Origin of the sequence: Synechococcus sp. A10-1-5-1 (genome assembly GCF_023115425.1) — a bacterium.
Taxonomy (GTDB): Bacteria; Cyanobacteriota; Cyanobacteriia; order PCC-6307; family Cyanobiaceae; genus Vulcanococcus.
Map to the genome: position 1 here is coordinate 763,704 of NZ_CP096032.1, position 23,123 is coordinate 786,826.

17 protein-coding genes, 2 tRNA genes and 3 rRNA genes are annotated in these 23,123 nt (G+C 61.3%); 8 read left to right on the forward strand and 14 right to left on the reverse strand.

Annotated features, from left to right (window positions below):
* Nucleotides 1-22: 22 nt before the first annotated feature.
* The 3 genes from MY494_RS04055 to lysA all read right to left on the reverse strand — a co-directional run bounded on the left by MY494_RS04055 (nt 23) and on the right by lysA (nt 3,051).
* Nucleotides 23-817 (reverse strand): isoprenyl transferase, encoded by a 795-nt coding sequence (locus tag MY494_RS04055; RefSeq protein WP_247911464.1) that lies wholly within the window; start codon nt 815-817, stop codon nt 23-25.
* Complete coding sequence (locus tag MY494_RS04060) at nt 814-1,581, reverse strand: diadenylate cyclase (RefSeq protein ID WP_371820708.1); 768 nt, start codon at nt 1,579-1,581, stop codon at nt 814-816. Before MY494_RS04060 ends, MY494_RS04055 begins: the two co-directional genes overlap by 4 nt.
* Nucleotides 1,582-1,671: 90 nt before the next feature.
* The gene (gene lysA / locus MY494_RS04065; protein WP_371820709.1) at nt 1,672-3,051 is read right to left on the reverse strand and encodes a diaminopimelate decarboxylase; all 1,380 of its coding nucleotides are present in this window, start codon (nt 3,049-3,051) and stop codon (nt 1,672-1,674) included.
* A 46-nt stretch (nt 3,052-3,097) separates the two neighbouring features.
* Between lysA and MY494_RS04070 the strand changes: the two genes are divergently transcribed.
* The 3 genes from MY494_RS04070 (at nt 3,098) to MY494_RS04080 (ending at nt 6,717) form a co-directional block, all read left to right on the forward strand.
* Nucleotides 3,098-3,562, forward strand: a complete 465-nt coding sequence (locus MY494_RS04070; protein WP_247911467.1) for a GNAT family N-acetyltransferase — start codon at nt 3,098-3,100, stop codon at nt 3,560-3,562.
* A gap of 182 nt (nt 3,563-3,744) precedes the next feature.
* Nucleotides 3,745-6,300 (forward strand): ATP-dependent Clp protease ATP-binding subunit, encoded by a 2,556-nt coding sequence (locus tag MY494_RS04075; RefSeq protein ID WP_247911468.1) that lies wholly within the window; start codon nt 3,745-3,747, stop codon nt 6,298-6,300.
* Between the two features lie 267 nt (nt 6,301-6,567).
* A complete protein-coding gene (locus MY494_RS04080; RefSeq protein ID WP_247911469.1) occupies nt 6,568-6,717 on the forward strand; it encodes a hypothetical protein in 150 nt (49 codons plus the stop codon).
* Nucleotides 6,718-6,950: 233 nt separating this feature from the next.
* On the opposite strand, the gene rrf is transcribed toward MY494_RS04080, so the two are convergent.
* From rrf to MY494_RS04110, 6 genes are all read right to left on the reverse strand, one after another.
* A 5S ribosomal RNA gene (gene rrf, locus MY494_RS04085) occupies nt 6,951-7,067 on the reverse strand.
* A 146-nt stretch (nt 7,068-7,213) separates the two neighbouring features.
* Nucleotides 7,214-10,089, reverse strand: a 23S ribosomal RNA gene (locus tag MY494_RS04090).
* Between the two features lie 421 nt (nt 10,090-10,510).
* Nucleotides 10,511-10,583, reverse strand: a tRNA-Ala gene (locus MY494_RS04095).
* Nucleotides 10,584-10,608: 25 nt separating this feature from the next.
* Nucleotides 10,609-10,682: transfer RNA gene (locus tag MY494_RS04100), tRNA-Ile, on the reverse strand.
* A 174-nt stretch (nt 10,683-10,856) separates the two neighbouring features.
* Nucleotides 10,857-12,341, reverse strand: a 16S ribosomal RNA gene (locus tag MY494_RS04105).
* The 16S, 23S and 5S rRNA genes sit together here with 2 tRNA genes alongside, the layout of an rRNA operon.
* Before the next feature lie 567 nt (nt 12,342-12,908).
* Complete coding sequence (locus tag MY494_RS04110) at nt 12,909-13,265, reverse strand: hypothetical protein (protein WP_247911470.1); 357 nt, start codon at nt 13,263-13,265, stop codon at nt 12,909-12,911.
* Nucleotides 13,266-13,288: 23 nt separating this feature from the next.
* On the opposite strand from MY494_RS04110, the gene MY494_RS04115 reads away from it, so the two are divergent.
* A complete protein-coding gene (locus tag MY494_RS04115) occupies nt 13,289-14,188 on the forward strand; it encodes an AEC family transporter (protein WP_247911471.1) in 900 nt (299 codons plus the stop codon).
* Here the strand turns inward: MY494_RS04115 and gap are convergent.
* Both gap and MY494_RS04125 read right to left on the reverse strand, forming a co-directional pair.
* Nucleotides 14,167-15,168 carry a type I glyceraldehyde-3-phosphate dehydrogenase gene (gap, locus tag MY494_RS04120; protein ID WP_247911472.1) on the reverse strand — a complete coding sequence of 334 codons (1,002 nt, stop codon included), beginning with the start codon at nt 15,166-15,168 and terminating at the stop codon, nt 14,167-14,169. The genes MY494_RS04115 and gap overlap by 22 nt on opposite strands.
* 92 nt (nt 15,169-15,260) lie before the next feature.
* Entirely contained in the window at nt 15,261-15,800 is a 540-nt protein-coding gene (locus MY494_RS04125; protein ID WP_247911473.1) for a hypothetical protein, read from the reverse strand.
* A 130-nt stretch (nt 15,801-15,930) separates the two neighbouring features.
* Between MY494_RS04125 and MY494_RS04130 the strand changes: the two genes are divergently transcribed.
* The 3 genes from MY494_RS04130 to MY494_RS04140 are packed head-to-tail and all read left to right on the forward strand — an operon-like array spanning nt 15,931 to nt 18,512.
* Nucleotides 15,931-17,043, forward strand: a complete 1,113-nt coding sequence (locus MY494_RS04130) for an iron-containing alcohol dehydrogenase family protein (RefSeq protein WP_247911474.1) — start codon at nt 15,931-15,933, stop codon at nt 17,041-17,043.
* A complete protein-coding gene (locus MY494_RS04135; protein ID WP_247911475.1) occupies nt 17,036-17,920 on the forward strand; it encodes an alpha/beta fold hydrolase in 885 nt (294 codons plus the stop codon). Before MY494_RS04130 ends, MY494_RS04135 begins: the two co-directional genes overlap by 8 nt.
* Nucleotides 17,913-18,512, forward strand: coding sequence for a DUF2993 domain-containing protein (locus tag MY494_RS04140; RefSeq protein WP_247911476.1), 600 nt, complete (start codon nt 17,913-17,915; stop codon nt 18,510-18,512). Before MY494_RS04135 ends, MY494_RS04140 begins: the two co-directional genes overlap by 8 nt.
* Here the strand turns inward: MY494_RS04140 and MY494_RS04145 are convergent.
* Genes MY494_RS04145 through MY494_RS04155 form a run of 3 tightly spaced genes read right to left on the reverse strand, consistent with a single transcriptional unit; the run spans nt 18,509 to nt 21,413 of the window.
* The gene (locus MY494_RS04145; RefSeq protein WP_247911477.1) at nt 18,509-19,396 is read right to left on the reverse strand and encodes a phosphatidate cytidylyltransferase; all 888 of its coding nucleotides are present in this window, start codon (nt 19,394-19,396) and stop codon (nt 18,509-18,511) included. The two genes, MY494_RS04140 and MY494_RS04145, sit on opposite strands and share 4 nt — an antisense overlap.
* Nucleotides 19,393-20,007: a precorrin-6Y C5,15-methyltransferase subunit CbiT gene (gene cbiT / locus MY494_RS04150; RefSeq protein WP_247479082.1), complete on the reverse strand. Its 615-nt coding sequence runs from the start codon at nt 20,005-20,007 to the stop codon at nt 19,393-19,395. Before cbiT ends, MY494_RS04145 begins: the two co-directional genes overlap by 4 nt.
* Nucleotides 20,008-20,015: 8 nt before the next feature.
* Entirely contained in the window at nt 20,016-21,413 is a 1,398-nt protein-coding gene (locus MY494_RS04155) for an aminotransferase class I/II-fold pyridoxal phosphate-dependent enzyme (RefSeq protein ID WP_247911478.1), read from the reverse strand.
* Between the two features lie 39 nt (nt 21,414-21,452).
* Between MY494_RS04155 and MY494_RS04160 the strand changes: the two genes are divergently transcribed.
* Nucleotides 21,453-23,105: an AarF/ABC1/UbiB kinase family protein gene (locus tag MY494_RS04160; protein WP_247911479.1), complete on the forward strand. Its 1,653-nt coding sequence runs from the start codon at nt 21,453-21,455 to the stop codon at nt 23,103-23,105.
* Nucleotides 23,106-23,123 lie beyond the last annotated feature (18 nt).

Below are 23,123 nucleotides of genomic sequence, written 5' to 3' on the forward strand. Positions count from 1 at the left end.
ACGGAGGAGGAGGTCACGCGGTTTAGGAGGAGACGGACTCAACGCCACCGAAGCGGCGTTGGCGATTCTGAAAATCCATCAAAGCCGTCACCAGGGCCGCTTCATCGAAATCGGGCCAGAGGACGTCGGTGATGTGCAGCTCGGCATAGGCGAGTTGCCAGAGCAGGAAATTACTGATGCGCTGCTCCCCGCTGGTGCGGATCAACAGATCAGGATCCGGTTCGCCGGCGGTCAGGAGATGGGAGGCGAAAGCCTGCTCATTGATCGCCGCTGGATCCAGCTCACCGCGGGCGACCTGTTCTGCCAACAGCCGGGCAGCACGAACCAGCTCACGGCGACCGCCGTAGTTGGTGCAGACATTGAAACGAATGCCGGTGTTCGAAGCGGTGCGATCCGTGGCGTCCTCGATCAGCTGCTGCAGTCCCTCTGGGAGCTGCTCGAGATCGCCGAGGAAGCGAATGCGCACCTGTTCTTGCTCGAGCGCCTTGAGCTCTTTGGCCAGCACGCGCTCGAACAGGGTCATCAAGAAGCTGACCTCCTCCCCGGGGCGGTTCCAGTTCTCGGTGGAGAAGGCGTAGGCCGTGAGCGAGCCAATGCCCCAGTCACTGCATAGACGCAGGGTGCGTTTCAGGGCTTCCACCCCTTCGCGGTGCCCCATCACCCGGGGGAGCTTGCGCTGTCCAGCCCAACGACCGTTGCCGTCCATGATCACGGCGACGTGCGCCGGTAGGCGGCCAGGGTCCAACCCAGGCGGGAGGGCGCAGCGCGAGGGCCTGTTCCCTTCGACAGTTAAGGCAGTCGTCAGGGAACGACTCATGCGAGAGGCTCGGACGAATCTACGGACACGCTACGACCACCACCTTTACCGGAGGATTTCGGGGCCTGCGCTAGTGCTTCGCTCAACAATTCCTGCAGGCGCGAACTTGTAATCGGTCGCTCCAACCGGCCCTGTTTGGCCAGCGACAAGGTGCCGGTCTCCTCGGAGACCACGATGCAGAGGCAGCGATCAAAGCGCTCAGTGATGCCTAGGGCTGCCAGGTGCCGGGTGCCGTAGCGGTTCACCCCCTGACGGGAGAGGGGCAGGATCACCCCGGCCGAGAGAATTCGATTGCCTTTGACCAGAACCGCGCCGTCATGCAGCGGTGTGTCGATGGAGAAGAGGTTCAGCAGTAGGTCGACCGAAAGCTGAGCGTCCAGAGGAATGCCCGGGTTCAAGAAGTCCTCTGGACGCAGGTCACTTCCCAGGTCCAGAACAATCAGGCCGCCGCGACGAATCTGAGAGAGACGACCCGCCGCCTCACTGAGGACACCGACGGAGCTCGAGGCAATCTTGTCGGCCCGTTGACTGCCAAAGAGGACATCCAGGCGCCCGGTCCCCAGCAGCTCCATGAGCCGCCGCAACTCCCCTTGCCAGAGGATGGCCAGGGCCAGGCTGCAGGCCATGACCAGCGCGTCCACCAACTTGCTGGTGAGGGGCAGGTTGGCGTAGCGCTGAACTACCCAGGCCAGGGCCACCAGCGTCAGGTAGCCCCGCAATAACCAAAGCGTCCGTGGCTCATTGACCCGAGCCAGGACAACCATGCCAAGGGCAGTGGCCAACAGGAGATCCAGCACAAAGCCCAGCTGGATTCCCCCGATCAACCCGAGCACCCTTGCTCTACTTGCTGGCTATCAGAGTACCGGCCGAAGGCGTTCGGGAAGAACGTCGTAGCGCAGCAGTTCCTCGGGCAACTCTCGTCGTTGCACCAACTCCGCCATGCCGTCATGCACCATCACGGCTGCAGGACGGGGGATCCGGTTGTAGTTCGAAGCCATCGAGGCGTTGTAAGCGCCAGTGGCAAAGACTGCCAAAACATCACCAGCCTCAGCTGGAGGCAAGGCGAGGTCCTTGAGCAAAACGTCGCCGGATTCGCAGTGTTTGCCGGCCAGGGTGACGGTGTCACTGGCCTCGGCTTCAGGACGATCCGCCAGGACAGCCGTGTAAAGGGACTGGTAGGTAATCGGACGGGGGTTGTCGCTCATCCCGCCATCCACGGAGAGATAGGTGCGGATCCCGGGAATGTCCTTCCGACTTCCAACGCTGTAAAGGGTCACACCAGCTGTGGCCACCAGGGAGCGGCCGGGCTCACAGAGAAGACGGGGCAGATCAAGGCCCCGCTCCTGGCAAGCACCAGCAACGGCCTCGGCCACGGTGCGAACCCATTCATCGATGGACGGGGGATCATCCGATTCGACGTAGCGAATCCCCAGGCCACCACCAACGTTCAGATCGGAGACGGGGTGGCCGAGCTCACGAGCCAGCTTCAGGGCATCAGCCATCACGGCCGCCAGGTCGCGGTGGGGTTGAAGCTCAAAAATCTGGGAACCGATGTGGGCGTGCAGGCCGCTGACCTGGGCCCAGCTGCAGCCCTTGAGGTGCTGCAGCACCGGCTCGAGCTGGTCAGGGTCAAAACCGAACTTGCTGTCGAGGTGCCCGGTGCGGATGTACTCGTGCGTGTGGCACTCGATGCCGGGCGTGAAGCGCAGCATCAACCGCACAGGCTGACTCAAGCCGAGGGAGGCCAGCAGCTCGAGATCCGACCAGTTGTCCGCGACAACGGTGACCCCGAGATCGGCAGCCAGCTGGAGCTCTTCCAGGCTCTTGTTGTTGCCGTGAAAAACGATGCGCTCAGGGGGCATTCCCCCTTGAACCGCCGTGAGCAGCTCACCAGCGGAGACGGCATCGAGGCCGAGCCCTTCGGAGGCGACCACGGCTGTAATCGCCAGGCTGCTATTGGCCTTCGAGGCGTAGAGCGCCAGAGCAGCACCCGGGTAGTGGGAGGCCAGAGCCTTGCGGTAGGCCTGCGCCGTGCCGCGCAAGGTGGCTTCATCCAGTACGTACAAGGGTGTGCCATAGCGCCGGGCGAGCTCGCTCAGCCCGCAGCCACCAACCTCCAAGCCGCCCTCGGGACCGATGGCCGTGGTCACCGGGGTGAGGTTGCGGTTGGGACTGCTGGTATCGCGGTTGCTCTCAAAGGGCCGGGTGCTCACTTGGAGATCGGCTGTCGCCATCGAACTAGTCATGGGGCGATCCTAAAGAGGCCCTATCGAGGTCCCGGTGGCGAGTGACACAGCCGCGTCGACGCCCCGCCTTGGGACGCTGCTCCCTGAGCACCTCAACGCTTGCCTCGTCCTCGACCAAGCCGCCCTAGGGGGGCTCTGGAGCGAAGGGCAATGGATCAGCGAACTCGCCGACCAGAAGCGCCCCGGGCTGGGCCTATGGCAAGGCGATCAACTGCTGGCCCTGGCCTGCGGCCTTCTCGTGCTGGATGAACTGCAAATCACGACCCTGGCCGTCGACCCAACGCACCGCCGATTGGGCTTAGGGCGTCAAGTTCTCCAGTCCTTACTCAATCAGGCGCGAGGGGATGGCGCCCGTCAGGCAACCCTCGAGGTGGCCTCAGACAACGCGGCGGCACTGGGGCTCTACGGGCGGCTGGGCTTCAGGACTGCTGGGATTCGTCGCGGCTACTACCGCAACGGAAGCGATGCCCTGATCCAATGGCTTGAATTACACGACTGAGAGGCGGTACGGATTGCCGCCCATTCCTGATAGCGAGAACCGGAAACATTGAGCGGCTTCGGTGTGACGATCAGGCCGCCTAAACCCTGATGGGACGGTCGATTCCGACCTTTTCAAATTGATCTCACACACCCCCAAGCAACCCTGATAAATTGGGGATACATGCAGCCAGGCCCCGCCCCATGTTCGAGCGGTTTACCGAGAAGGCCATCAAGGTGATCATGCTGGCCCAAGAAGAGGCCCGCCGCCTGGGTCACAACTTCGTTGGCACTGAGCAGATCCTGCTGGGTTTGATCGGAGAGGGCACGGGCGTCGCCGCCAAGGTCCTGAAGTCCATGGGCGTGAACCTCAAGGACGCTCGGGTCGAAGTCGAGAAAATCATCGGCCGCGGCTCCGGCTTCGTAGCCGTTGAGATTCCATTTACACCGAGGGCGAAACGCGTTCTCGAACTGTCGCTCGAAGAAGCGCGCCAACTCGGGCACAACTACATCGGCACTGAGCACCTGCTGTTAGGCCTGATTCGCGAAGGCGAGGGTGTCGCTGCTCGTGTCCTCGAAAACCTCGGCGTGGATCTCGCCAAGGTCCGCACCCAGGTGATCCGCATGCTCGGCGAAACCGCCGAAGTAGCCAGCGGCGGCGGCGGCGGTAAGGGCTCGACCAAGACCCCGACCCTCGACGAATTCGGCAGCAACCTGACCCAACAAGCCTCCGACGGCAAGCTCGATCCCGTCGTCGGTCGCCAGCACGAGATCGAACGGGTGATCCAGATCCTGGGTCGCCGCACCAAGAACAACCCGGTCCTCATTGGCGAACCCGGGGTCGGCAAGACCGCCATCGCCGAAGGCTTGGCTCAGCGCATCAATTCCGGCGATATCCCGGACATCCTCGAAGACAAACGTGTCCTGACCCTAGACATCGGTCTCTTGGTGGCCGGCACCAAGTATCGGGGCGAATTTGAGGAACGCCTCAAAAAGATCATGGAGGAGATCCGCGGCGCCGGGAACGTGATCCTGGTGATCGACGAGGTCCACACCCTGATTGGAGCCGGCGCAGCCGAGGGCGCCATCGATGCCGCCAACATCCTCAAGCCGGCTCTGGCACGAGGTGAGTTGCAGTGCATCGGCGCAACCACCCTCGATGAGTACCGCAAACACATTGAGCGTGATGCCGCCCTGGAGCGCCGCTTCCAGCCCGTGCAGGTGGGTGAGCCCTCCGTTGAGGACACCATCGAGATTCTGCGCGGTCTGAAGGAGCGCTATGAATCGCACCACCGTCTGACGATTGCGGATGAGGCCTTGGTGGCAGCCGCCACCCTGGGGGATCGCTACATCTCCGATCGCTTCCTGCCTGACAAAGCCATCGACCTGATCGATGAGGCCGGCAGCCGCGTACGCCTGATGAATTCCAAGCTGCCCCCAGCGGCCAAGGAAGTCGACAAGCAGCTGCGTGACATCGAGAAGCAGAAGGATGAGGCCGTGCGTGAGCAGGACTTCACCAAAGCCGGGGAGCTGCGTGACAAGGAAGTGGAACTGCGCGAGCAGATCCGCTCCATCCTTCAGAACCGCAAGGACGAGAAGCCCGCTGACGAATCGGCAGAGACCTCTGCAGAGACCACGACGGCCGAGACGCCTGTGGCGGTTGTCGACACACCGGTGTTCGCTGAGGCCGGTCCGATGGTGACCGAAGAGGACATCGCCCAGATCGTGGCCTCTTGGACCGGCGTCCCGGTCCAGAAGCTCACCGAGAGCGAGTCCGCAAAGTTGCTGAACATGGAGGAAACCCTCCACCAGCGCTTGATCGGTCAGGACGAAGCCGTGAAGGCTGTCTCCCGCGCTATTCGTCGTGCTCGGGTGGGCCTGAAGAACCCCAACCGACCAATCGCCAGCTTCATCTTCTCCGGCCCCACCGGTGTCGGTAAGACCGAGCTGACGAAGTCCTTGGCGGCCTACTTCTTCGGCAGCGAAGAGGCGATGATCCGCCTGGACATGTCGGAGTTCATGGAGCGCCACACGGTCAGCAAGCTGATCGGTTCTCCTCCGGGATATGTGGGTTTCAACGAAGGTGGCCAGCTGACTGAAGCGGTTCGCCGCCGCCCCTACACCGTGGTGCTGTTCGATGAGATCGAGAAGGCCCACCCGGATGTGTTCAACCTGCTGCTGCAACTTCTTGAAGACGGTCGCCTGACCGATTCCAAGGGCCGCACGGTGGACTTCAAGAACACCTTGATCATCATGACCTCGAACATTGGTTCGAAGGTCATCGAAAAGGGTGGCGGTGGCCTCGGTTTTGAGTTCTCTGGCGGCGATGCCGAAGAGACCAACTACAACCGAATCCGCTCCTTGGTGAACGAAGAACTCAAGCAGTACTTCCGCCCCGAGTTCCTGAACCGTCTGGACGAGATCATCGTCTTCCGTCAGCTCAGCCGCGACGAGGTGAAGGAGATTTCCGAGATCATGCTCAAGGAGGTCTTCACGCGGATGTTGGAGAAGGGCATCACCCTGACGGTGACCGAGGCCTTTAAGGAGCGCCTGGTCGATGAGGGCTACAACCCCAGCTATGGAGCTCGCCCGCTGCGCCGTGCAGTGATGCGCCTGCTGGAAGACTCCCTCGCCGAAGAGTTCCTTTCCGGCCGCATTGGTGAAGGCGACACCGCCCTGGTGGATGTCGACGACGACAAGCAGGTGGTCATCCGCAAGGACTCCACCACTCCTTCCATCCCTGAATTCGCTTCCGTCTGAAGTTCAGGTCTGACTCGCATCAACAGATAAGCCCGGTCATTGACCGGGCTTTTTTATTGCCCCATAATGCTCAGCCACCTCAGGGAAGGAACCACAGAGGGAACACAAGGGCCTCAGAAATGCAAGAGAAAAACAGATGCAGATGACCTTAAAGAGCAGCTCTTGAGCAATGACCTCTCAACAAAAAGACAGGAGCGCCAAACGAAAGAGAGCTCGCTCAATCATATTCAACCCGCAAGATAACAAGTCAATGATACACTTAATCCAATGTTCAACGATGAATCAGTGGTGTTGAGCTACACCCGGCTGACGCAGAAGTTGGTGAATGGAGATCCGCTGACGGCGCGCTGCTGCGAGACGCGAATCTGGCAGAAGCTTGGCGGGAGCTGGAAACAGGTGCACGTGCACCGCTCCTGAGTTGGGTTAGCGACTGCTTTGACTGCAAAAGCCGCCAGGGCATAGCTCAGGCGGCTTTCTTTTTAATGCACTAGAGCTTCAGAGGAGGCTCAAGCTCAGCCCCACAGGCCCCAGCTGCTGCTGTCGTGTAGACACAAAAAAGCCACCCTTGTGGGGTGGCTTTCTCGTCTCAACCCATGGCTTAACCGTTCAAGGACAAGCAGCATGAGTTGAGTGATTGGAGCGAATGTTTTACCTGGCATCGACCTATTTTCTCAGGGGGCTACCCCCCAAATATCGTCGGCGCTACAGCGTTTCACAGCCGAGTTCGAGATGGATCGGAGTGGTTCCACTGCGCCATGGACACCAGGATAGGTATTCGCTCTCAGGTGAACCCTGAGAACTGCATAGGTTACGAGTCTGCCCTTGGCTTGCTTTCGCAGGCTTCCGGCAGTCGCTCTGGAAGTCAAAGCTCTCCACAGTGACCTGACGGACACTGTGTTTTGAGAGATGAGATTTGGTCAAGCCCTCGGTCTATTAGTACTCCTCTGCTTCACGCATTACTGCGCTTCCACATAGAGCCTATCAACGGGTGTTCTTCCCGTGACCTTACTGGCTTAAGCCATGGGAATACTCATCTTGAGGTGGGCTTCCCACTTAGATGCTTTCAGCGGTTATCCACTCCGCACATGGCTACCCAGCGTTTACCGTTGGCACGATAACTGGTACACCAGAGGTGCGTTCCTCCCGGTCCTCTCGTACTAGGGAGAAATCCTCTCAATATTCCTGCGCATGCACCGGATATGGACCGAACTGTCTCACGACGTTCTGAACCCAGCTCGCGTACCGCTTTAATGGGCGAACAGCCCAACCCTTGGGACCGACTTCAGCCCCAGGTTGCGATGAGCCGACATCGAGGTGCCAAACCTCCCCGTCGATGTGAACTCTTGGGGGAGATCAGCCTGTTATCCCTAGAGTAACTTTTATCCGTTGAGCGACGGCCCTTCCACTCAGAACCGTCGGATCACTAAAGCCTACTTTCGTACCTGTTCGACTTGTAGGTCTCACAGTCAAGCTCCCTTCTGCTTTTGCACTCGTCGGCTGATTTCCAACCAGCCTGAGGGAACCTTTGCGCGCCTCCGTTACCTTTTAGGAGGCGACCGCCCCAGTCAAACTGCCCACCAGATACTGTCCGGTTCCCGGATAACGGGTAACCGTTAGAACCCTAGCTCGCAAAGAGTGGTATCTCACCAGTGGCTCACCATCACCCACAAGCAATGGATCAAAGCCTCCCACCTATCCTGCGCATTGCGAGCCCGAGCACAATACCAAGCTACAGTAAAGCTTCATAGGGTCTTTCTGTCCGGGTGCACGTAGTCCGCATCTTCACAGACAATTCTATTTCGCCGAGCCTCTCTCCGAGACAGCGCCCAGATCGTTACGCCTTTCGTGCGGGTCGGAACTTACCCGACAAGGAATTTCGCTACCTTAGGACCGTTATAGTTACGGCCGCCGTTCACCGGGGCTTCAGTCGTTAGCTTCGCTTGCGCTGACCAACTTCTTTAACCTTCCGGCACTGGGCAGGCGTCAGCCCCCATACATCGTCTTGCGACTTAGCGGAGACCTGTGTTTTTGGTAAACAGTCGCCTGGGCCTATTCACTGCGACCAGCTCTCGCTGGCACCCCTTCTCCCGAAGTTACGGGGTCATTTTGCCGAGTTCCTTAGAGAGAGTTACCTCGCGCCCCTCGGTATTCTCTACCACCCCACCTGTGTCGGTTTCGGGTACAGGTAATCATGCCTTAACGGGTATAGGGCTTTTCTTGGAAGCTTGACGTCACCAACTTCGCTGCCGTAGCAGCTCGCACTCACGCCTCAGCTCAAGCTGTTTTCGCCAGCTCTCAACGCCTCGAACGCTTGGACCGGTAACCAACATCCGGATTGGCTAGCCTTCTCCGTCCTCCTTCCCAAAACATGATCAGTACAGGAATGTTGACCTGTTATCCATCGACTACGCCTTTCGGCCTCGCCTTAGGTCCTGACTAACCCTCCGCGGACGAGCCTGCCGGAGGAACCCTTAGGGTTTCGGGGAATGGGATTCTCACCCATTTTTTCGCTACTCAAGCCGACATTCTCACTTCTATGCAGTCCACGCCCGCTTACGCTAACGCTTCACCCCACATAGAACGCTCCCCTACCATTAAACAAGTTTAATCCGCAGCTTCGGTACAACACTTAGCCCCGTTCATTTTCGGCGCAGGATCGCTCGACCAGTGAGCTATTACGCACTCCTTTGAGGATGGCTGCTTCTAGGCAAACCTCCTGGTTGTCTCGGCAATCCCACCTCCTTTATCACTTAGTGTTGATTTGGGGACCTTAGCTGGCGGTCTGGGCTGTTTCCCTTTCGACCATGGAGCTTATCCCCCACAGTCTGACTGCCTAGTTACACACAGGGTATTCAGAGTTCGTCTCGATTTGGTACCGCTCTCGCAGCCCGCACCGAAACGGTGGCTTTACCCCCCTGCTGGAGCACTAGACGCTACGCCTCAACGTATTTCGGGGAGAACCAGCTAGCTCCGGGTTCGATTGGCATTTCACCCCTAACCACAGCTCATCCGCTGATTTTTCAACATCAGTCGGTTCGGACCTCCACTTGGTATCACCCAAGCTTCATCCTGGCCATGGTTAGATCACCCGGGTTCGGGTCTATAAACACCGACAATCGCCCTATTCAGACTCGCTTTCGCTATGGCTCCACCATTTCCGGTTTAACCTGCCAGTGCCTATAAGTCGCCGGCTCATTCTTCAACAGGCACACGGTCACCCTATGAGTAGGGCTCCCATTGCTTGTAAGCTCACGGTTTCATGTTCTATTTCACTCCCCTCCCGGGGTTCTTTTCACCTTTCCCTCGCGGTACTGTTGCGCTATCGGTCACACAGGAGTACTTAGCCTTACGAGGTGGTCCTCGCTGATTCACACGGAATTCCACGTGCTCCGTGCTACTCGGGATACAGCTAGCTCAGTTCAGTTTTCGAATACGGGGCTTTCACCCTCTGTGGCGCGCCATTCAAACGCTTCTTCTAACATCCCTGATACACGTTGCTGTCCCACAACCCCGATAGTCGAAACTATCGGTTTAGGCTCTTCCCCGTTCGCTCGCCGCTACTTAGGGAGTCGTTTTTACTTTCCTTTCCTCCAGCTACTAAGATGTTTCAGTTCGCTGGGTTGGCTCGCGCCAGCCTATAGATTCAGCTGGCCGTTCTAGGGGTTGCCCCATTCGGAAATTCCCGGATCAAAGCGTTTTTCCAGCTCCCCGAGACTTATCGCAGGTAAACACGTCCTTCATCGCCTCTGTGTGCCAAGGTATCCACCGTGAGCCCTTTGTAGCTTGACCAATTTATCCTCCTAACGCTTCAGGCTGTTGAGGCCCATTCTCTCGACTTTCTCTTAATCAATCAACAGATTGCTCTGCTCACTCATCAGTTAGAAAGAAGGATCAAACTCCCCGCTCCTCGGCGGATTGGGAAGAACGCTAGAAGGTCTCGGCTCTCAAAAAATAGAATCACTAGCTCTTTCGAACTAGCCTCTATGAGATGCTTTGTCTTTCCAGACTCACCTATGCAGTTGTCAAGGTTCTGCTAAATCCCCTCCCTTTCAGGAGTGAACTCAGCATCAGCTCAACCAAATCAACACAACCGTGTCAATCGAATGAGCTGAGGCTGAATACGACTGGCTATCCAGTGGAATCATTCAGCGAACAACGTCTAGTCACCAACCAAGAAGCTCTTCCTGGCTTTGGAGTTCAGATATGTTAGTGGAGGTTAGCGGACTCGAACCGCTGACATCCTGCTTGCAAAGCAGGCGCTCTACCAACTGAGCTAAACCCCCAAAGGATCCAAAATGGAGTTTGGAATGGGCCATCCTGGACTTGAACCAGGGACCTCACCCTTATCAGGGGTGCGCTCTAACCACCTGAGCTAATGGCCCAGGAAGTGAACCCTCTATGGGGTGACCTAGACAACGTTTAGGAACTAAAAATCAATCGTTGTGCAGTCTTGCGACTCACAGGATTGAAGTTGAGGTACCGATCGACCTAAGGTGACAGGATTTCGGCCTAAGAATAAAAGTACTCAGGCATCAAAATCGTTGTTTGTCTCCCTGTTAGGAGGTGATCCAGCCGCACCTTCCGGTACGGCTACCTTGTTACGACTTCACCCCAGTCATCAGCCCCACCTTCGACGTCCTCCTCCACAAGGGTTGGAGTAACGGCTTCGGGCGTGGCCAACTTCCATGGTGTGACGGGCGGTGTGTACAAGGCCCGGGAACGTATTCACCGCAGTATGCTGACCTGCGATTACTAGCGATTCCTCCTTCACGTAGGCGAGTTGCAGCCTACGATCTGAACTGAGCCACGGTTTATGGGATTTGCTAGCTCTCGCGAGTTTGCTGCCCTTTGTCCGTAGCATTGTAGTACGTGTGTAGCCCAGGATGTAAGGGGCATGATGACTTGACGTCATCCACACCTTCCTCCGGTTTATCACCGGCGGTCTCGCTAGAGTGCCCAACTAAATGCTGGCAACTAACGACGTGGGTTGCGCTCGTTGCGGGACTTAACCCAACATCTCACGACACGAGCTGACGACAGCCATGCACCACCTGTCACTGCGTTCCCGAAGGCACTCTCTCGTTTCCAAGAGATTCGCAGGATGTCAAACCCTGGTAAGGTTCTTCGCGTTGCATCGAATTAAACCACATACTCCACCGCTTGTGCGGGCCCCCGTCAATTCCTTTGAGTTTCACACTTGCGTGCGTACTCCCCAGGCGGAACACTTAACGCGTTGGCTACGACACCGAGGGGGTCGATTCCCCCGACACCTAGTGTTCATCGTTTACGGCCAGGACTACAGGGGTATCTAATCCCTTTCGCTCCCCTGGCTTTCGTCCATGAGCGTCAGTTATGGCCCAGCAGAGCGCCTTCGCCACTGGTGTTCTTCCCGATATCTACGCATTTCACCGCTACACCGGGAATTCCCTCTGCCCCTACCACACTCTAGTCTGTCAGTTTCCACTGCCGAAATGGAGTTAAGCTCCACGCTTTAACAGCAGACTTGACAGACCGCCTGCGGACGCTTTACGCCCAATAATTCCGGATAACGCTTGCCACTCCCGTATTACCGCGGCTGCTGGCACGGAATTAGCCGTGGCTTATTCATCAAGTACCGTCAGATCTTCTTCCTTGATAAAAGAGGTTTACAGCCCAGAGGCCTTCATCCCTCACGCGGCGTTGCTCCGTCAGGCTTTCGCCCATTGCGGAAAATTCCCCACTGCTGCCTCCCGTAGGAGTCTGGGCCGTGTCTCAGTCCCAGTGTGGCTGATCATCCTCTCAGACCAGCTACTGATCGATGTCTTGGTAGGCCTTTACCCCACCAACTAACTAATCAGACGCGAGCTCATCCTCAGGCGAAATTCATTTCACCTCGCGGCATATGGGGTATTAGCGGTCGTTTCCAACCGTTATCCCCCTCCTGAGGGCAGATTCTCACGCGTTACTCACCCGTCCGCCACTAACCCGAAGGTTCGTTCGACTTGCATGTGTTAAGCACGCCGCCAGCGTTCATCCTGAGCCAGGATCAAACTCTCCGTTGTAGATCAAATCCTATTGACTGCTTTCACAGTCTCAATTTGATTTGCTTCACCCACAGTCAGCACTGGCGCACTGCTGCAGTTGATGCCACTTCCTCTGACAGAAGCGTTCAAAGAGTGCAAAACAAAATCTCTTTCGTTCAGACTTTCCAGGATCTCAGATCCGGTCGTTGCTCCACTCACTGCACACCGACACAACCGTCAACCGTGAGAGTCGACAATCATGCAAGCAGCAAGCTTCCACAACTAAATAATTTTTGACGGGACCTCACACCCTCACTGCATCTTCGTTAACCACTCACTTCAGCCTCTCAGCCTCAGCTCGCGACTAACGCAGTGAAAGCGTCAGTTCCTAAACGTTCAGTTGTCCAGGTGCTCCAACAACCACACGCTTCTCAGCTCGACCCTCTCAGGTCTCTCGGGTTATCGGTCCGCGGCCTCTCGACCGCTTGTTGAACTTACATCACCGGGTAAACCCAGTTTTCAGTTCGCCGCCCGTGATCTCGCGATCGCTGAGCGGCCCACAACCATACCAGAGCCGCTGTCGCCTCCGCTACTGATCCGCGCTGTTTAGGTGTCCTCGTCTGACTCCGGATCACTCAGGAAGGTCTCCAAGGTCGTCAGCAGTAGGGCCAACGCCGAATGACGGGCCAAGTCAGAGCTACTGACGTGGTCCAGCCACTGCCCTGACAACTGCTCAATCTGGGAGAACAGGGCCTGTCCCTCCCGCAGGCGTTCCATCACCCGATCGACATTGGCCTCGTCGGTTTCCGGAAGGGGTCCCACCACATAACGACGACCGTCATCGCCCACATAGGTGAGGTTGCCGTCGGAATCAAAGATCGGAACCGCATGGGGTGTGATCGGCCTGTCGTCCACAGCTCCCCCTCCGGCGCTTACCCCCTGGTTAGCTCTGCCCAAGCCCATCGGCAAGCTGCCAGGCTGCGGCCATGCTTCGCCTGCTGCTGGAACTCGCCCCTTGCCTCTTGGCTGGGTTCTGGCTGGGCCGGCGTTTCCCAGCGCTTCCGAGCCAACTGGCCCCACCTCTATTGCGCTGGGGGATGCCCTTAAGCCTCACGGGACTGTTGCTGAAGAGCGGTTTGCCCCTGAGCGCCATCCCCATGGCTGGACTCATTGCCGCGGTGACCGCCAGCGGCCTGTTCCTCTGCCGCCAGATCCCGGCTCTGCTGCCGGCTCGAAGCCTGCAACTGGGGGCTGTGGTGGGCAACACCGGCTACTTCGGACTACCGGTTGCCATTGCCCTGTTGCCCAGCGAGGCCCTTGGATTCAGCGTCATCTATGACCTGATTGGCTCCCTGATCACCTGGAGCGCCGGCCCCCTACTGCTCTCCCCGGGCCAAAGCCGAGCAAGCGCACTGAGCTTGTTCAAGACGCCGGTCGTTCAGGCCCTGCTCATCGCCCTCCCCCTCGGGATGAGCCCTTGGGGATCGCTCCTGGGGCAGTGGCTCTGGCTCCCAGCCCGGGTTGTGCTCTGGCTGCTCCTGCTCCTGGTGGGCATGCGCTTGGGGTTGGTGCTCCAGAGGATCGATCAGGCCGAGAAAAGAAGCAGTCCCTCACTCACCGCAGCCCTCGCCATCAAGCTCCTGGTGCTGCCGGGCGTGATGTGGCTGGTGAGCGTGCTGCTGCAGCTGCCGGCGCTGATGCAACAAGCGCTGGTCCTGCAAGCTGCTGCCCCCACCGCCATGTCTGTCCTGCTATTGGCGGAAGCCGCCGATGCCCAAAACAAAGGCGGCGAGGAAACCATCCCCGCCGCCCGCCTGGTTCTCTGGAGCAGTGGGGCGGCTGTGCTCAGCCTCCCGCTCTGGTTTCAACTGACAGCGGCCATGTGACAGATCAGATCGATGCACTTGCAGCTGTAGGCCCACTCGTTGTCGTACCAGGACACCAGTTTCATGAAGGTGTCGCTCAGGGCCATCCCCGCACCGGCATCAAACACCGAGGTGCAGCTCTCCCCCAAGAAGTCATTGGAGACGACCTGGTCCTCCGTGTAGCCCAGGATTCCCTTGAGCTCCCCTTCTGAAGCGGCCTTCATCGCCGCTTTGACCTGCTCATAGCTTGCGGGCCTGGCCAGGTTGACGGTCAGATCCACCACCGAGACGTCCGGAGTCGGGACGCGGAAAGCCATACCCGTGAGCTTGCCGTTGAGCTCTGGGATCACCCGGCCCACAGCCTTCGCCGCCCCGGTGGAGCTGGGGATGATGCTCTGGCCGGCCCCCCGGCCTCCACGCCAGTCCTTCAGAGATGGGCTGTCCACTGGTTTTTGCGTGGCGGTCGTGGCATGAACCGTGCTCATCAAGCCACTGACAATCCCGAAGTTGTCGTGGACCACCTTGGCCAGGGGGGCCAGGCAGTTGGTGGTGCAGCTGGCGTTGGACACGATGTCCTGGCCGCCATAGCTGCTGTGATTCACCCCCATCACGAACATCGGGGTCTCGTCCTTGGAGGGGGCACTCATCACCACCCGTCTCGCACCTGCAGTGATGTGGGTGCGTGCCAGAGGGTCCGTCAGAAAAAATCCGGTGCTCTCCAGCACCGTGTCCACACCAATGGCATCCCACTGGAGGTTGCTGGGGTCCCGCTCCGCCGTGATCCGGATGGCGCTTCCATTCACCACCAGCTGACCGTTCTCAACCTTGACCTCGCCCTTAAAGCGGCCGTGGGTGGAGTCGTAGCGAAGCAGGTAAGCCAGGTACTCCACATCAATGAGGTCATTGATGCCGGCGACCTCGACGCCGGGGGTTGCCATCGCACGCCGGAAGGCCAAGCGACCAATCCGACCAAAACCATTGATGCCGATCCGGATGGTCAAGGGAAGAGGCCCCGAATGCCGGTCCCTAATACAGCCCGTGTTCTGGTTCTGTCTACGAAAAAACAGCAGACCTGGATCAAACGAGCCGCCGATCAGCCTTCTTTGGGTCCCGCTTCAAATTGATCGGTCAGCAATCGCCGCTGGTATTCCGCGGTCAAAGCGTTGAGGTGCTCACCAGCAGCAGCCACCATCTCCTCCTCGATCTGATCGAAAGCAGAGCCGTCCGGGACCGTGATGCCGAGCACCAAGGCCAAGGCATCAAACAGACGTACCTGATCGTTTTGCCAGGCCTGGTAATCACCAGCGACCTCGATCAAGGCGTCCTGCTCGACCGTTCCGCGATCCACCTCCGAGCGGATGGTCTGGATCTGGGCGAGACGCGCTGAGCTGACCACCGCATGGGCGGCACCCAGGGCCGCCAAGGCATCGCTGGCCTCGCGCTTCAAAAGGCTCAGGTCCCTTTCACGCACCGCCTGATCAATCGTCAGCGGTGAGCGGAGGCCAGGCATCTGACTCACGGCCGAGCGCTTCAGCGGCGTGGGGGCCGGACGAATCGCTGCAGCGGGTTTTAGGGCCTGCCCCCAACGAATCAGGACATTCCCCAGACGCCGTCTCCAGCTCCGTCTTGCCATTCCCCTCCAGTTCGACCTTCCTCCAATCTGATGGTGCAGGCCTGAAATGGGTAGCGGAAAACCGAATGCCCATCACGACAGAGCAGCGGCAACCGCACCACTTTTAAAGTGATGCCCTGGAATCAAGGCCATGGCCGAATCCGCCGTTCAGCAACACGCCATTGCGCCGGCCTGCGTACTCCGCGGCGAGAGAGCCTGGGCTGAAGCCTTGCCGCTCATCGCTGGATTAACCCGGGCGCCGCTGCTGCTGGGCCGCTCTGCCGCCACCCGGGAGCTGCGCCGCGGGCTGGAAGCCGATCTCCGCCAGCAAGGTCTGCAGGTTCTGGGCGCTGAACTGGAGTTCGACTGCTGCGAAGAGGATCTCCGCCGCTTGGCGCAGCTGAGCCATAGCCAAGGCTGTGATGGAGTCCTGGCCTGCGGCGGCGGCAAGGTGCTCGATGCCGGCAAATTGCTGGCCCATCGCCTCGGGCTCCCCTGCATCACCGTTCCCACCAGCGCGGCCACCTGCGCGGGCTGGACAGCCCTGGCCAATCTCTATAGCCCCCAGGGAGCTTTCGAGGGGGATGAGGCCCTCGATCACTGCCCCGAGCTGCTGGTGTTTGACCACGCCCTGGTGGCCTCAGCCCCCAACCGCACCCTCGCCAGCGGCATCGCCGATGCGATGGCCAAGTGGTACGAGGCCTCGGTTAGCAGCGGCACCAGCCGCGATGGCCTGGTGCAACAGGCCGTGCAGCAGGCCCGCGTCCTGCGGGACCAACTCCTTCTGGAAGCCGAGCAGGCCCTCAGCGAGGTCGGCGGTGAAGCCTGGGTCCGCGTCGCGGAAGCCAGCGGCCTAACAGCCGGACTGATTGGCGGCATTGGCGGCGCCCGCTGCCGCACCGTCGCCGCCCATGCGGTCCATAACGGCCTAACCCAACTGGAGGCCAGCCATGGACAACTCCATGGGGAGAAGGTGGGCTTCGGAATCCTGGTGCAACTGCGCCTCGAGGAAAGCGTCGGCGGCAGCCAACTGGCGGCCCAGGCCAGGCGCCAACTGCTGCCCTTCTTCCAGCGCCTGAACCTGCCGGTCAGCCTGGAGGACCTGGGGCTCGTCCAGGCCAGCCTCGCGGAGCTGCAGCAGGTGGCGGACTTTGCCTGCCGCCCCGGATCCGACCTGCATCACCTGCCCTTCAGCGTCGGCCCGGCCGATGTCCTAGCGGCCCTGGTCAGCACCACCGCCGCCTTGAGCACCGTTGATGCCTGAGCACCTGGATCAGCGGCAGCTGCTGGAGCGCGCCGCCAAAACCCTGCTGGATCCCAAAGGACAAGTCATCTCCCAGGCGGTGCAGTGGTGGGACCTCCCCAACGCCTGCAGCCAGACCAGCGAGCCCTGGCCTGTCGCCGTCTTGGGGTCCGGCCCGCCGCTGCTGCTGCTGCATGGCTTTGACAGCTCCCATCTGGAGTTCCGGCGCCTGAGCCCCCTGCTTGCGGCCCACGCCCAGTTGTTCATCCCCGATCTCTACGGCTTTGGCTTCTGCCCCAGGCCCCAGGGCGGCGACTACAGCCCCGCCGGCGTGCTGCGCCACCTCGAAGCCGTGCTGGATGCGGTGCTCGAGCGCAGTGGAGCCCAAAAGGTCGGCCTGATTGGCGCCTCCATGGGGGGATCGGTTGCCGTGGAATTGGCACGCCGTCGCCCAGATCAGATCGAGCGCCTGCTGCTGCTTGCCCCAGCTGGTCTGACGGGCAAACCGATGCCGGTCCCACCACTGCTCAATCAGCTGGGCGCGCGCTTTTTAGCCCTGCCGGCGATTCGGCGCGGGCTCTGCCGTAGTGCCTTTGCCCAACCCGACCGTGATGTCGGGCCCGCCGAACTGGAGATCGCCTCAATCCATCTGCGCTGCCCCAACTGGGCACCAGCCCTGGCGGCCTTCGCCGGCAGTGGTGGCTTCGGGGGCTGCGGGCTGCCGCTGCCGAGCCAACCGCTCGAAGTGCTCTGGGGGGCCAATGACCGAATCCTTCAAGGCAAACCCAAAGCCGACGCGGCCGTTCTGCTTGGAGAGCGGATCACTGAGCTCAGCGATTGCGGGCACCTGCCCCACATCGATCAGCCCGGCACCGTGGTGCGCACCTGGCATGGCTGATCCCGTTCTGCAACTGCTGGCCAGTGGACTGCAGTTCTGGATTCGCCAGCAATGTGAATCCGTTGAGCACCTGGAGCTGCAGCTGCACGGATCCACCCTGGCGCTCTTGCGGGGCCGCCTCGAGGGGGTAAGCCTGGTGGCCCGCAAGGCGGTCTTCAGCGCCCTGGAGATTGAACGGGTGGAGCTGCGCAGCGGCGCCATCAATGTTCAGATCGGCAAGCTGATGAAAGGCCAGTCCCTGCAGCTGGAGCAGCCCTTTGCGGTGCAGGGGAGCGCTGAATTCAGTGGCGCGGGCCTGAGCCGATCCTTCAGTGGCGCCCACTGGCGCGGCCTGGGGGATCAAATCAGCGAGGCGCTGCTGGGACTGACGCCGCTGCAGGAATTAACGATCGAGAACGAGCAGCTGCTGGTGCGCGCCCAGGGCCGGGAGATGGCCACCCAACCGCTTGCCGAAGACGGCTGTGTGGTGCTGCAGCAGAACAATGGCCCCCAGCGCTACGCCCTGCCCGGGGACCCCAACATCACCATCGAGCAGGCCGAACTGCAGTCCGGGCGGCTGCTGGTGAGCGGCACGGCAATGGTGCAGCCCTAGGCCAGGAACGTCACCACGGTGAAAAACACCGCCGGGATAAACAGATAGCTGTCGATGCGATCGAGGATGCCGCCATGGCCGGGCAGGAAATCGCCCGAATCCTTCACCCCGGCGTCGCGCTTCATCATCGATTCAGTCAGGTCCCCCACCAGGGCAAAGACCGTGACCATCACACCGAGCAGGGCGCCAATGGCCCAGCCCCAGCTCCAGCCCAGGAGCACCCCAAAGAGGGCGCCGAGCAGCATTGAGCAGACCAGCCCGCCCAGAGCTCCCTCGACGGTTTTCCCCGGTGAAGTGGGGGAAAGCGGCGTGCGGCCATAGCGGCGGCCAATCATGTAGCTGCCGATGTCCGTTGCCACGATCTGCAAGCAGGCCATCAGCATCAGCACCATCCCCGAGGTCAGCGGCCAAGGCCAGTGCTGCAGGCTCGGGGCCAAGAGCGGATCGGTCAGATCCCGCAGGCGAATCCAGTAGCTCGGCAGGTAGCCGAGATAAAAGAGGGCAAAGATCGATGAGGCGATATCCGCGATCGTCCCAGTCACGGGCTGCAGCAGCAGCCAGCCGCAGATGACCGCCCCGGCCACCGGCAGGACCGCCGCCGAAAGCTCCGCGGCAAAGCCGACGCCCGCCACATCACCGCCGTGGGCCCACTGGGTGGTGATCAGCAGCAGCTGCACCAGCACCAAGGTGGTCTTGCTGGCCGGGCGGATGCCCTTGGCACGGGCGAGATCGAAGTACTCCAGCAGCCCCAGGTGGACCATCACCCCCAAGGCGATGGTGAACCACCAGCCCCCCAGGCCCACCACCAGCAGGCCAAAGGCACCGGCGGCGTAGCCGCTCAGCAGGCGCTGGGGGGAGGTTCGGGTGCGCGGGGGAGGAATCAAGGGCGTTCCGCAGCGATCAAAAACAGAGGTTCTGCAGCCGCCAAGCGGGCCTGGCTGCCGCGGCGCTGCATCCGGTGGACCGTGGCTTGCACCACCTGCAGATCGACGGCGGCCAGTTGCCCCAAGGTATCGGTGGCGTCCACCAACCCCTCCAGGCTGGCGGTGCTGATCACCAGGCGGCCCGCGGGGACCAGGGCCTCCCAAACCTGATGGAGCACATCCCGCAGGGGACGCCCCACCTCCAGCAGGACCCGATCGGGGCGCGGCGGCAACTGTGCCAATCCATCTGGGGCTTCACCTTGATGGATGTGGAGGTTCTCAATGCCAAAACGGCGGCGATTGCGCTCCAGCAGCTCGATGCCATCCGGGTCCCGCTCCAGCGTGTGCACCGCTCCGGCGGGCATCAAACGCGCGATCTCGAGGGCCAGGGCACCGGTGCCGCCGCCCACATCCCAGACCAGGGAATCGCTCTTGGGCCGCAGGTGCGAAAGCAGCATCACCCGCTGCTCCATCGGTGTGGGGCTGAACCCGGGGGCATCGGCGAAGGCCGCATCCGGCAGCCCAGGGGTGACGAAATCCCATTGGAAGGAGCCCTTCCCTGCCGCGGGCATGCTCCGCCTCAAGCAATCACCACCTTCACCGTATCAGCGATCTGATCGGGCCAAAGCCGCCGCTGCTCCTGCAACCAGGCGGCCCTGGGGCCGTCGATGCGCTCACCGGGAATCAACAGCGGAATCCCAGGGGGATAGGGGCAGAGCGGTTCCGCCGACAGGTGCCCCGCGGCCTGCTCGAGGGGAATGGCTTCGCTCTGGGCCCGCCAGGCCTCGCCTAGGGCCAGCTCCGGGCTGGCCACCAGGGGCAACGGCGGCCGGCGGAAGGAGCGCGCGCCTGCACCACCCAGCTCCAGCCGCAGCGGCTCCAGCACCGCCGGCAACAGCCGAAGCAGCCGGCGCGGAGGTTCCAGGCCCAAACAAAAGGTCAGGCAGCCGGGCTCGGGAAGCTCAGCAATCACCCCCCGCTCCATCAACCAGTCATCAGCCTCCAGCCCATTGATGCCAGCGGCGCCGCAGATCCAGCTCAGGCGCAACGGATCCTGGGTCTCCAACAACTGAAAGCCGCGGTCCACCAGGCGCTGGCGCAACTGCTCGCCGCGGCTAATGGCCCGGGCCAACTGCCGCCGCCCCTTGGGGCTATGGAGATGCAGCAACGCCGCTTCTGCAGAAGCCAACAGCAGGGCACTGGGGCTGGAGGTCTGCAGCCAGAGGAGCGCCCGCTCGATCCGCGCCGGATCGACGCCACTGGTAATGCCTTGGAGCAAGACAGCGCTTTGGGCCAGGCCACCGGCGGCCTTCTGCAGGGACTGCACCACCAGATCGGCTCCGGCGCTCAGTCCCGAGGCAGGCAGGCGCGGATCCAAGCCCAGATGGGCGCCGTGGGCCTCATCGAGTAGCACCGGCAATCCCTGTCGCTGGGCCACCGCCACCAAACCCGCGAGATCTCCCACGCAGCCCTGGTAGCTCGGGGAGACGAGCACCACCGCCGCCAGGGGCCCTTGCGCCAGGGCCGCGCGAATCACTGCCGCCAGGTGCTCCGGACTTGGCGGCAACCAGAGACCCGAGGCTGGATCAAAGGGCAAATCAAAGAGGACGGGCTCCAGCTGCCCCAGCAGACAGCCATGCAGCAAGGAGCGGTGCAGGTTGCGCGGCAGCAAGACCCGCTCACCCGGGCTTGCCAAAGCCAGTAGGGCGGCTTGAAGCAGGCCGCTGGCGCCATTAACACCAAACCAGCAGCGCTGGGCAGCGAGCAGCTGCGCGATCGCCGCTTGGCTTTCAGCCACGGCCCCGCCTGACTCCAAGGGACCACCGATCTCGGGAAGCTCCGGCAGATCCCAGCTCCCCGGTGGTTGCCGCAGCAATTGCGCCAATGCCGGAGCCAGGCCGCGCCCGCGGCCGTGGGCGGGGAGATGCAGCGGCAGGCGAGCCCGGCGGGCCTGAAACAGCTGCTTGAGCAACACCATTCCTAGAGTTTGCAACCAGCAGCCCCTTCCCCCGGTTCCATGGCCACCTACAACCCGGGGCGAGATCTGCGTTGGCTGCTGCTGCGGCCCTGGGTTTTGATCGGCCGGCTGGTGGTGGTGCTCAGCAGCCTGCTGAGCCTGGCGCTGGTGCTGGTCTTGCAGGCCAACAACCCCGATCCCAAGGTGCAGCAGCGCCTTGGGCAAAAGATCTTCACCACCCTGACGGGCCTAGGGCCCTGTTTCATCAAGGTGGGCCAGGCCCTCTCCACAAGGCCGGATTTGGTGCGGCGGGACTGGCTGGATCAGCTGACCCAACTGCAGGACAACCTGCCGGCCTTCCCCCACGCCATCGCCCTGAAGACGATCGAGGCCGACCTGGGAGCACCGGTCAACCAACTCTTTGAAGACTTCCCGGACTACCCGGTGGCGGCGGCCAGCCTCGGCCAGGTCTACCGGGCCAAGCCCGTCGGCGGCCACTGGGTGGCGGTCAAGGTGCAACGCCCCCAACTGGAGCAACAGCTGCGCCGCGATCTGGTGCTGATCCGTCTGCTGGGGGTGATGGCCGCTCCCCTGCTGCCGTTGAACCTGGGCTTTGGCCTGGGGGAAATCATTGATGAGTTCGGTCGCTCCCTGTTCGAAGAGATCGACTACCGCAAGGAGGCCGACAACGCCGAGCGCTTCGCTCGGATGTTTGAGAAGAACGCCGCGGTGGTCGTGCCGCGGGTGGACCGCAGCCTCTCGGGAGAGCGGGTGCTGACCACGACCTGGATCAACGGCACGAAATTGCAGCAGCGCCAAGAGCTGGAAGCCCAACACCTCGATCCGGCGGCCCTGATCCGCACGGGCGTGATCTCCGGACTGCAGCAGCTGCTGGAGTTCGGCTACTTCCACGCCGACCCCCACCCCGGCAACCTCTTTGCCCTGCCGGGCAAGACCGGAGCCATGGGCCATGTGGCCTACGTGGACTTCGGAATGATGGATTCGATCAGCAACAGCGATCGCCTGACGCTGACCGGGGCGGTGGTGCACCTGATCAACCGCGACTTCGAAGGCTTAGCGCAAGATTTCGTCGAGTTGGGCTTCCTGAACGCCAAAACGGACCTGGCACCGATTGTGCCCGCCCTCGAGGAAGTGCTGGGCGGCGCCCTGGGGGAGAACGTGGGCTCGTTCAACTTCAAGGCGATCACCGATCGCTTCTCGGAACTGATGTACGCCTACCCCTTCCGGGTGCCGGCGCGCTTCGCCTTGATCATTCGGGCGGTGGTCAGCCAGGAGGGGCTGGCGATGCGTCTGGATCCCAGCTTCCGGATCATCAACGTGGCCTACCCCTACGTGGCCCGGCGCCTGCTGGCGGGGGATACGGCGGAGATGCGCGAGAAGTTGCTGGAGGTGCTCTTCGACCAGGAGGGCCGGCTGCAGCTGGAGCGGCTGGAGAACCTGCTTCAGGTGGTTGAGAACGACGACGGCGGTGGCGGCGCGACGGACCTGCTGCCCGTGGCCGGCGCTGGCCTGAAACTGCTGGTGGGGGAAGGGGGCAAAAGCCTGCGGCAGCGGCTGCTGCTGACCCTGGTGCGGGACAACCGCCTGAACACCGATGACCTGCGGGGGCTGATGGAGCTGCTGGGCCGCACCTTCTCCCCGCGCCGCGTGGCGGGCCGACTGCTCACCCGGCTGAACCCGCTGGCCGCTTAGGGTCAGCGCGATTTGCAG

Bases quoted from the DNA above. Each gene is read 5' to 3' on its own strand.
- MY494_RS04055 (WP_247911464.1), bottom strand. From the start codon at position 817: ATGAGTCGTTCCCTGACGACTGCCTTAACTGTCGAAGGGAACAGGCCC.
- MY494_RS04060 (WP_371820708.1), bottom strand. From the start codon at position 1,581: ATGGTTGTCCTGGCTCGGGTCAATGAGCCACGGACGCTTTGGTTATTG.
- lysA (WP_371820709.1), bottom strand. From the start codon at position 3,051: ATGGCGACAGCCGATCTCCAAGTGAGCACCCGGCCCTTTGAGAGCAAC.
- MY494_RS04075 (WP_247911468.1), top strand. From the start codon at position 3,745: ATGTTCGAGCGGTTTACCGAGAAGGCCATCAAGGTGATCATGCTGGCC.
- MY494_RS04080 (WP_247911469.1), top strand. From the start codon at position 6,568: ATGTTCAACGATGAATCAGTGGTGTTGAGCTACACCCGGCTGACGCAG.
- MY494_RS04110 (WP_247911470.1), bottom strand. From the start codon at position 13,265: ATGGGCTTGGGCAGAGCTAACCAGGGGGTAAGCGCCGGAGGGGGAGCT.
- MY494_RS04115 (WP_247911471.1), top strand. From the start codon at position 13,289: ATGCTTCGCCTGCTGCTGGAACTCGCCCCTTGCCTCTTGGCTGGGTTC.
- MY494_RS04125 (WP_247911473.1), bottom strand. From the start codon at position 15,800: ATGGCAAGACGGAGCTGGAGACGGCGTCTGGGGAATGTCCTGATTCGT.
- MY494_RS04130 (WP_247911474.1), top strand. From the start codon at position 15,931: ATGGCCGAATCCGCCGTTCAGCAACACGCCATTGCGCCGGCCTGCGTA.
- MY494_RS04135 (WP_247911475.1), top strand. From the start codon at position 17,036: ATGCCTGAGCACCTGGATCAGCGGCAGCTGCTGGAGCGCGCCGCCAAA.
- MY494_RS04140 (WP_247911476.1), top strand. From the start codon at position 17,913: ATGGCTGATCCCGTTCTGCAACTGCTGGCCAGTGGACTGCAGTTCTGG.
- cbiT (WP_247479082.1), bottom strand. From the start codon at position 20,007: ATGCCCGCGGCAGGGAAGGGCTCCTTCCAATGGGATTTCGTCACCCCT.
- MY494_RS04155 (WP_247911478.1), bottom strand. From the start codon at position 21,413: ATGGTGTTGCTCAAGCAGCTGTTTCAGGCCCGCCGGGCTCGCCTGCCG.
- MY494_RS04160 (WP_247911479.1), top strand. From the start codon at position 21,453: ATGGCCACCTACAACCCGGGGCGAGATCTGCGTTGGCTGCTGCTGCGG.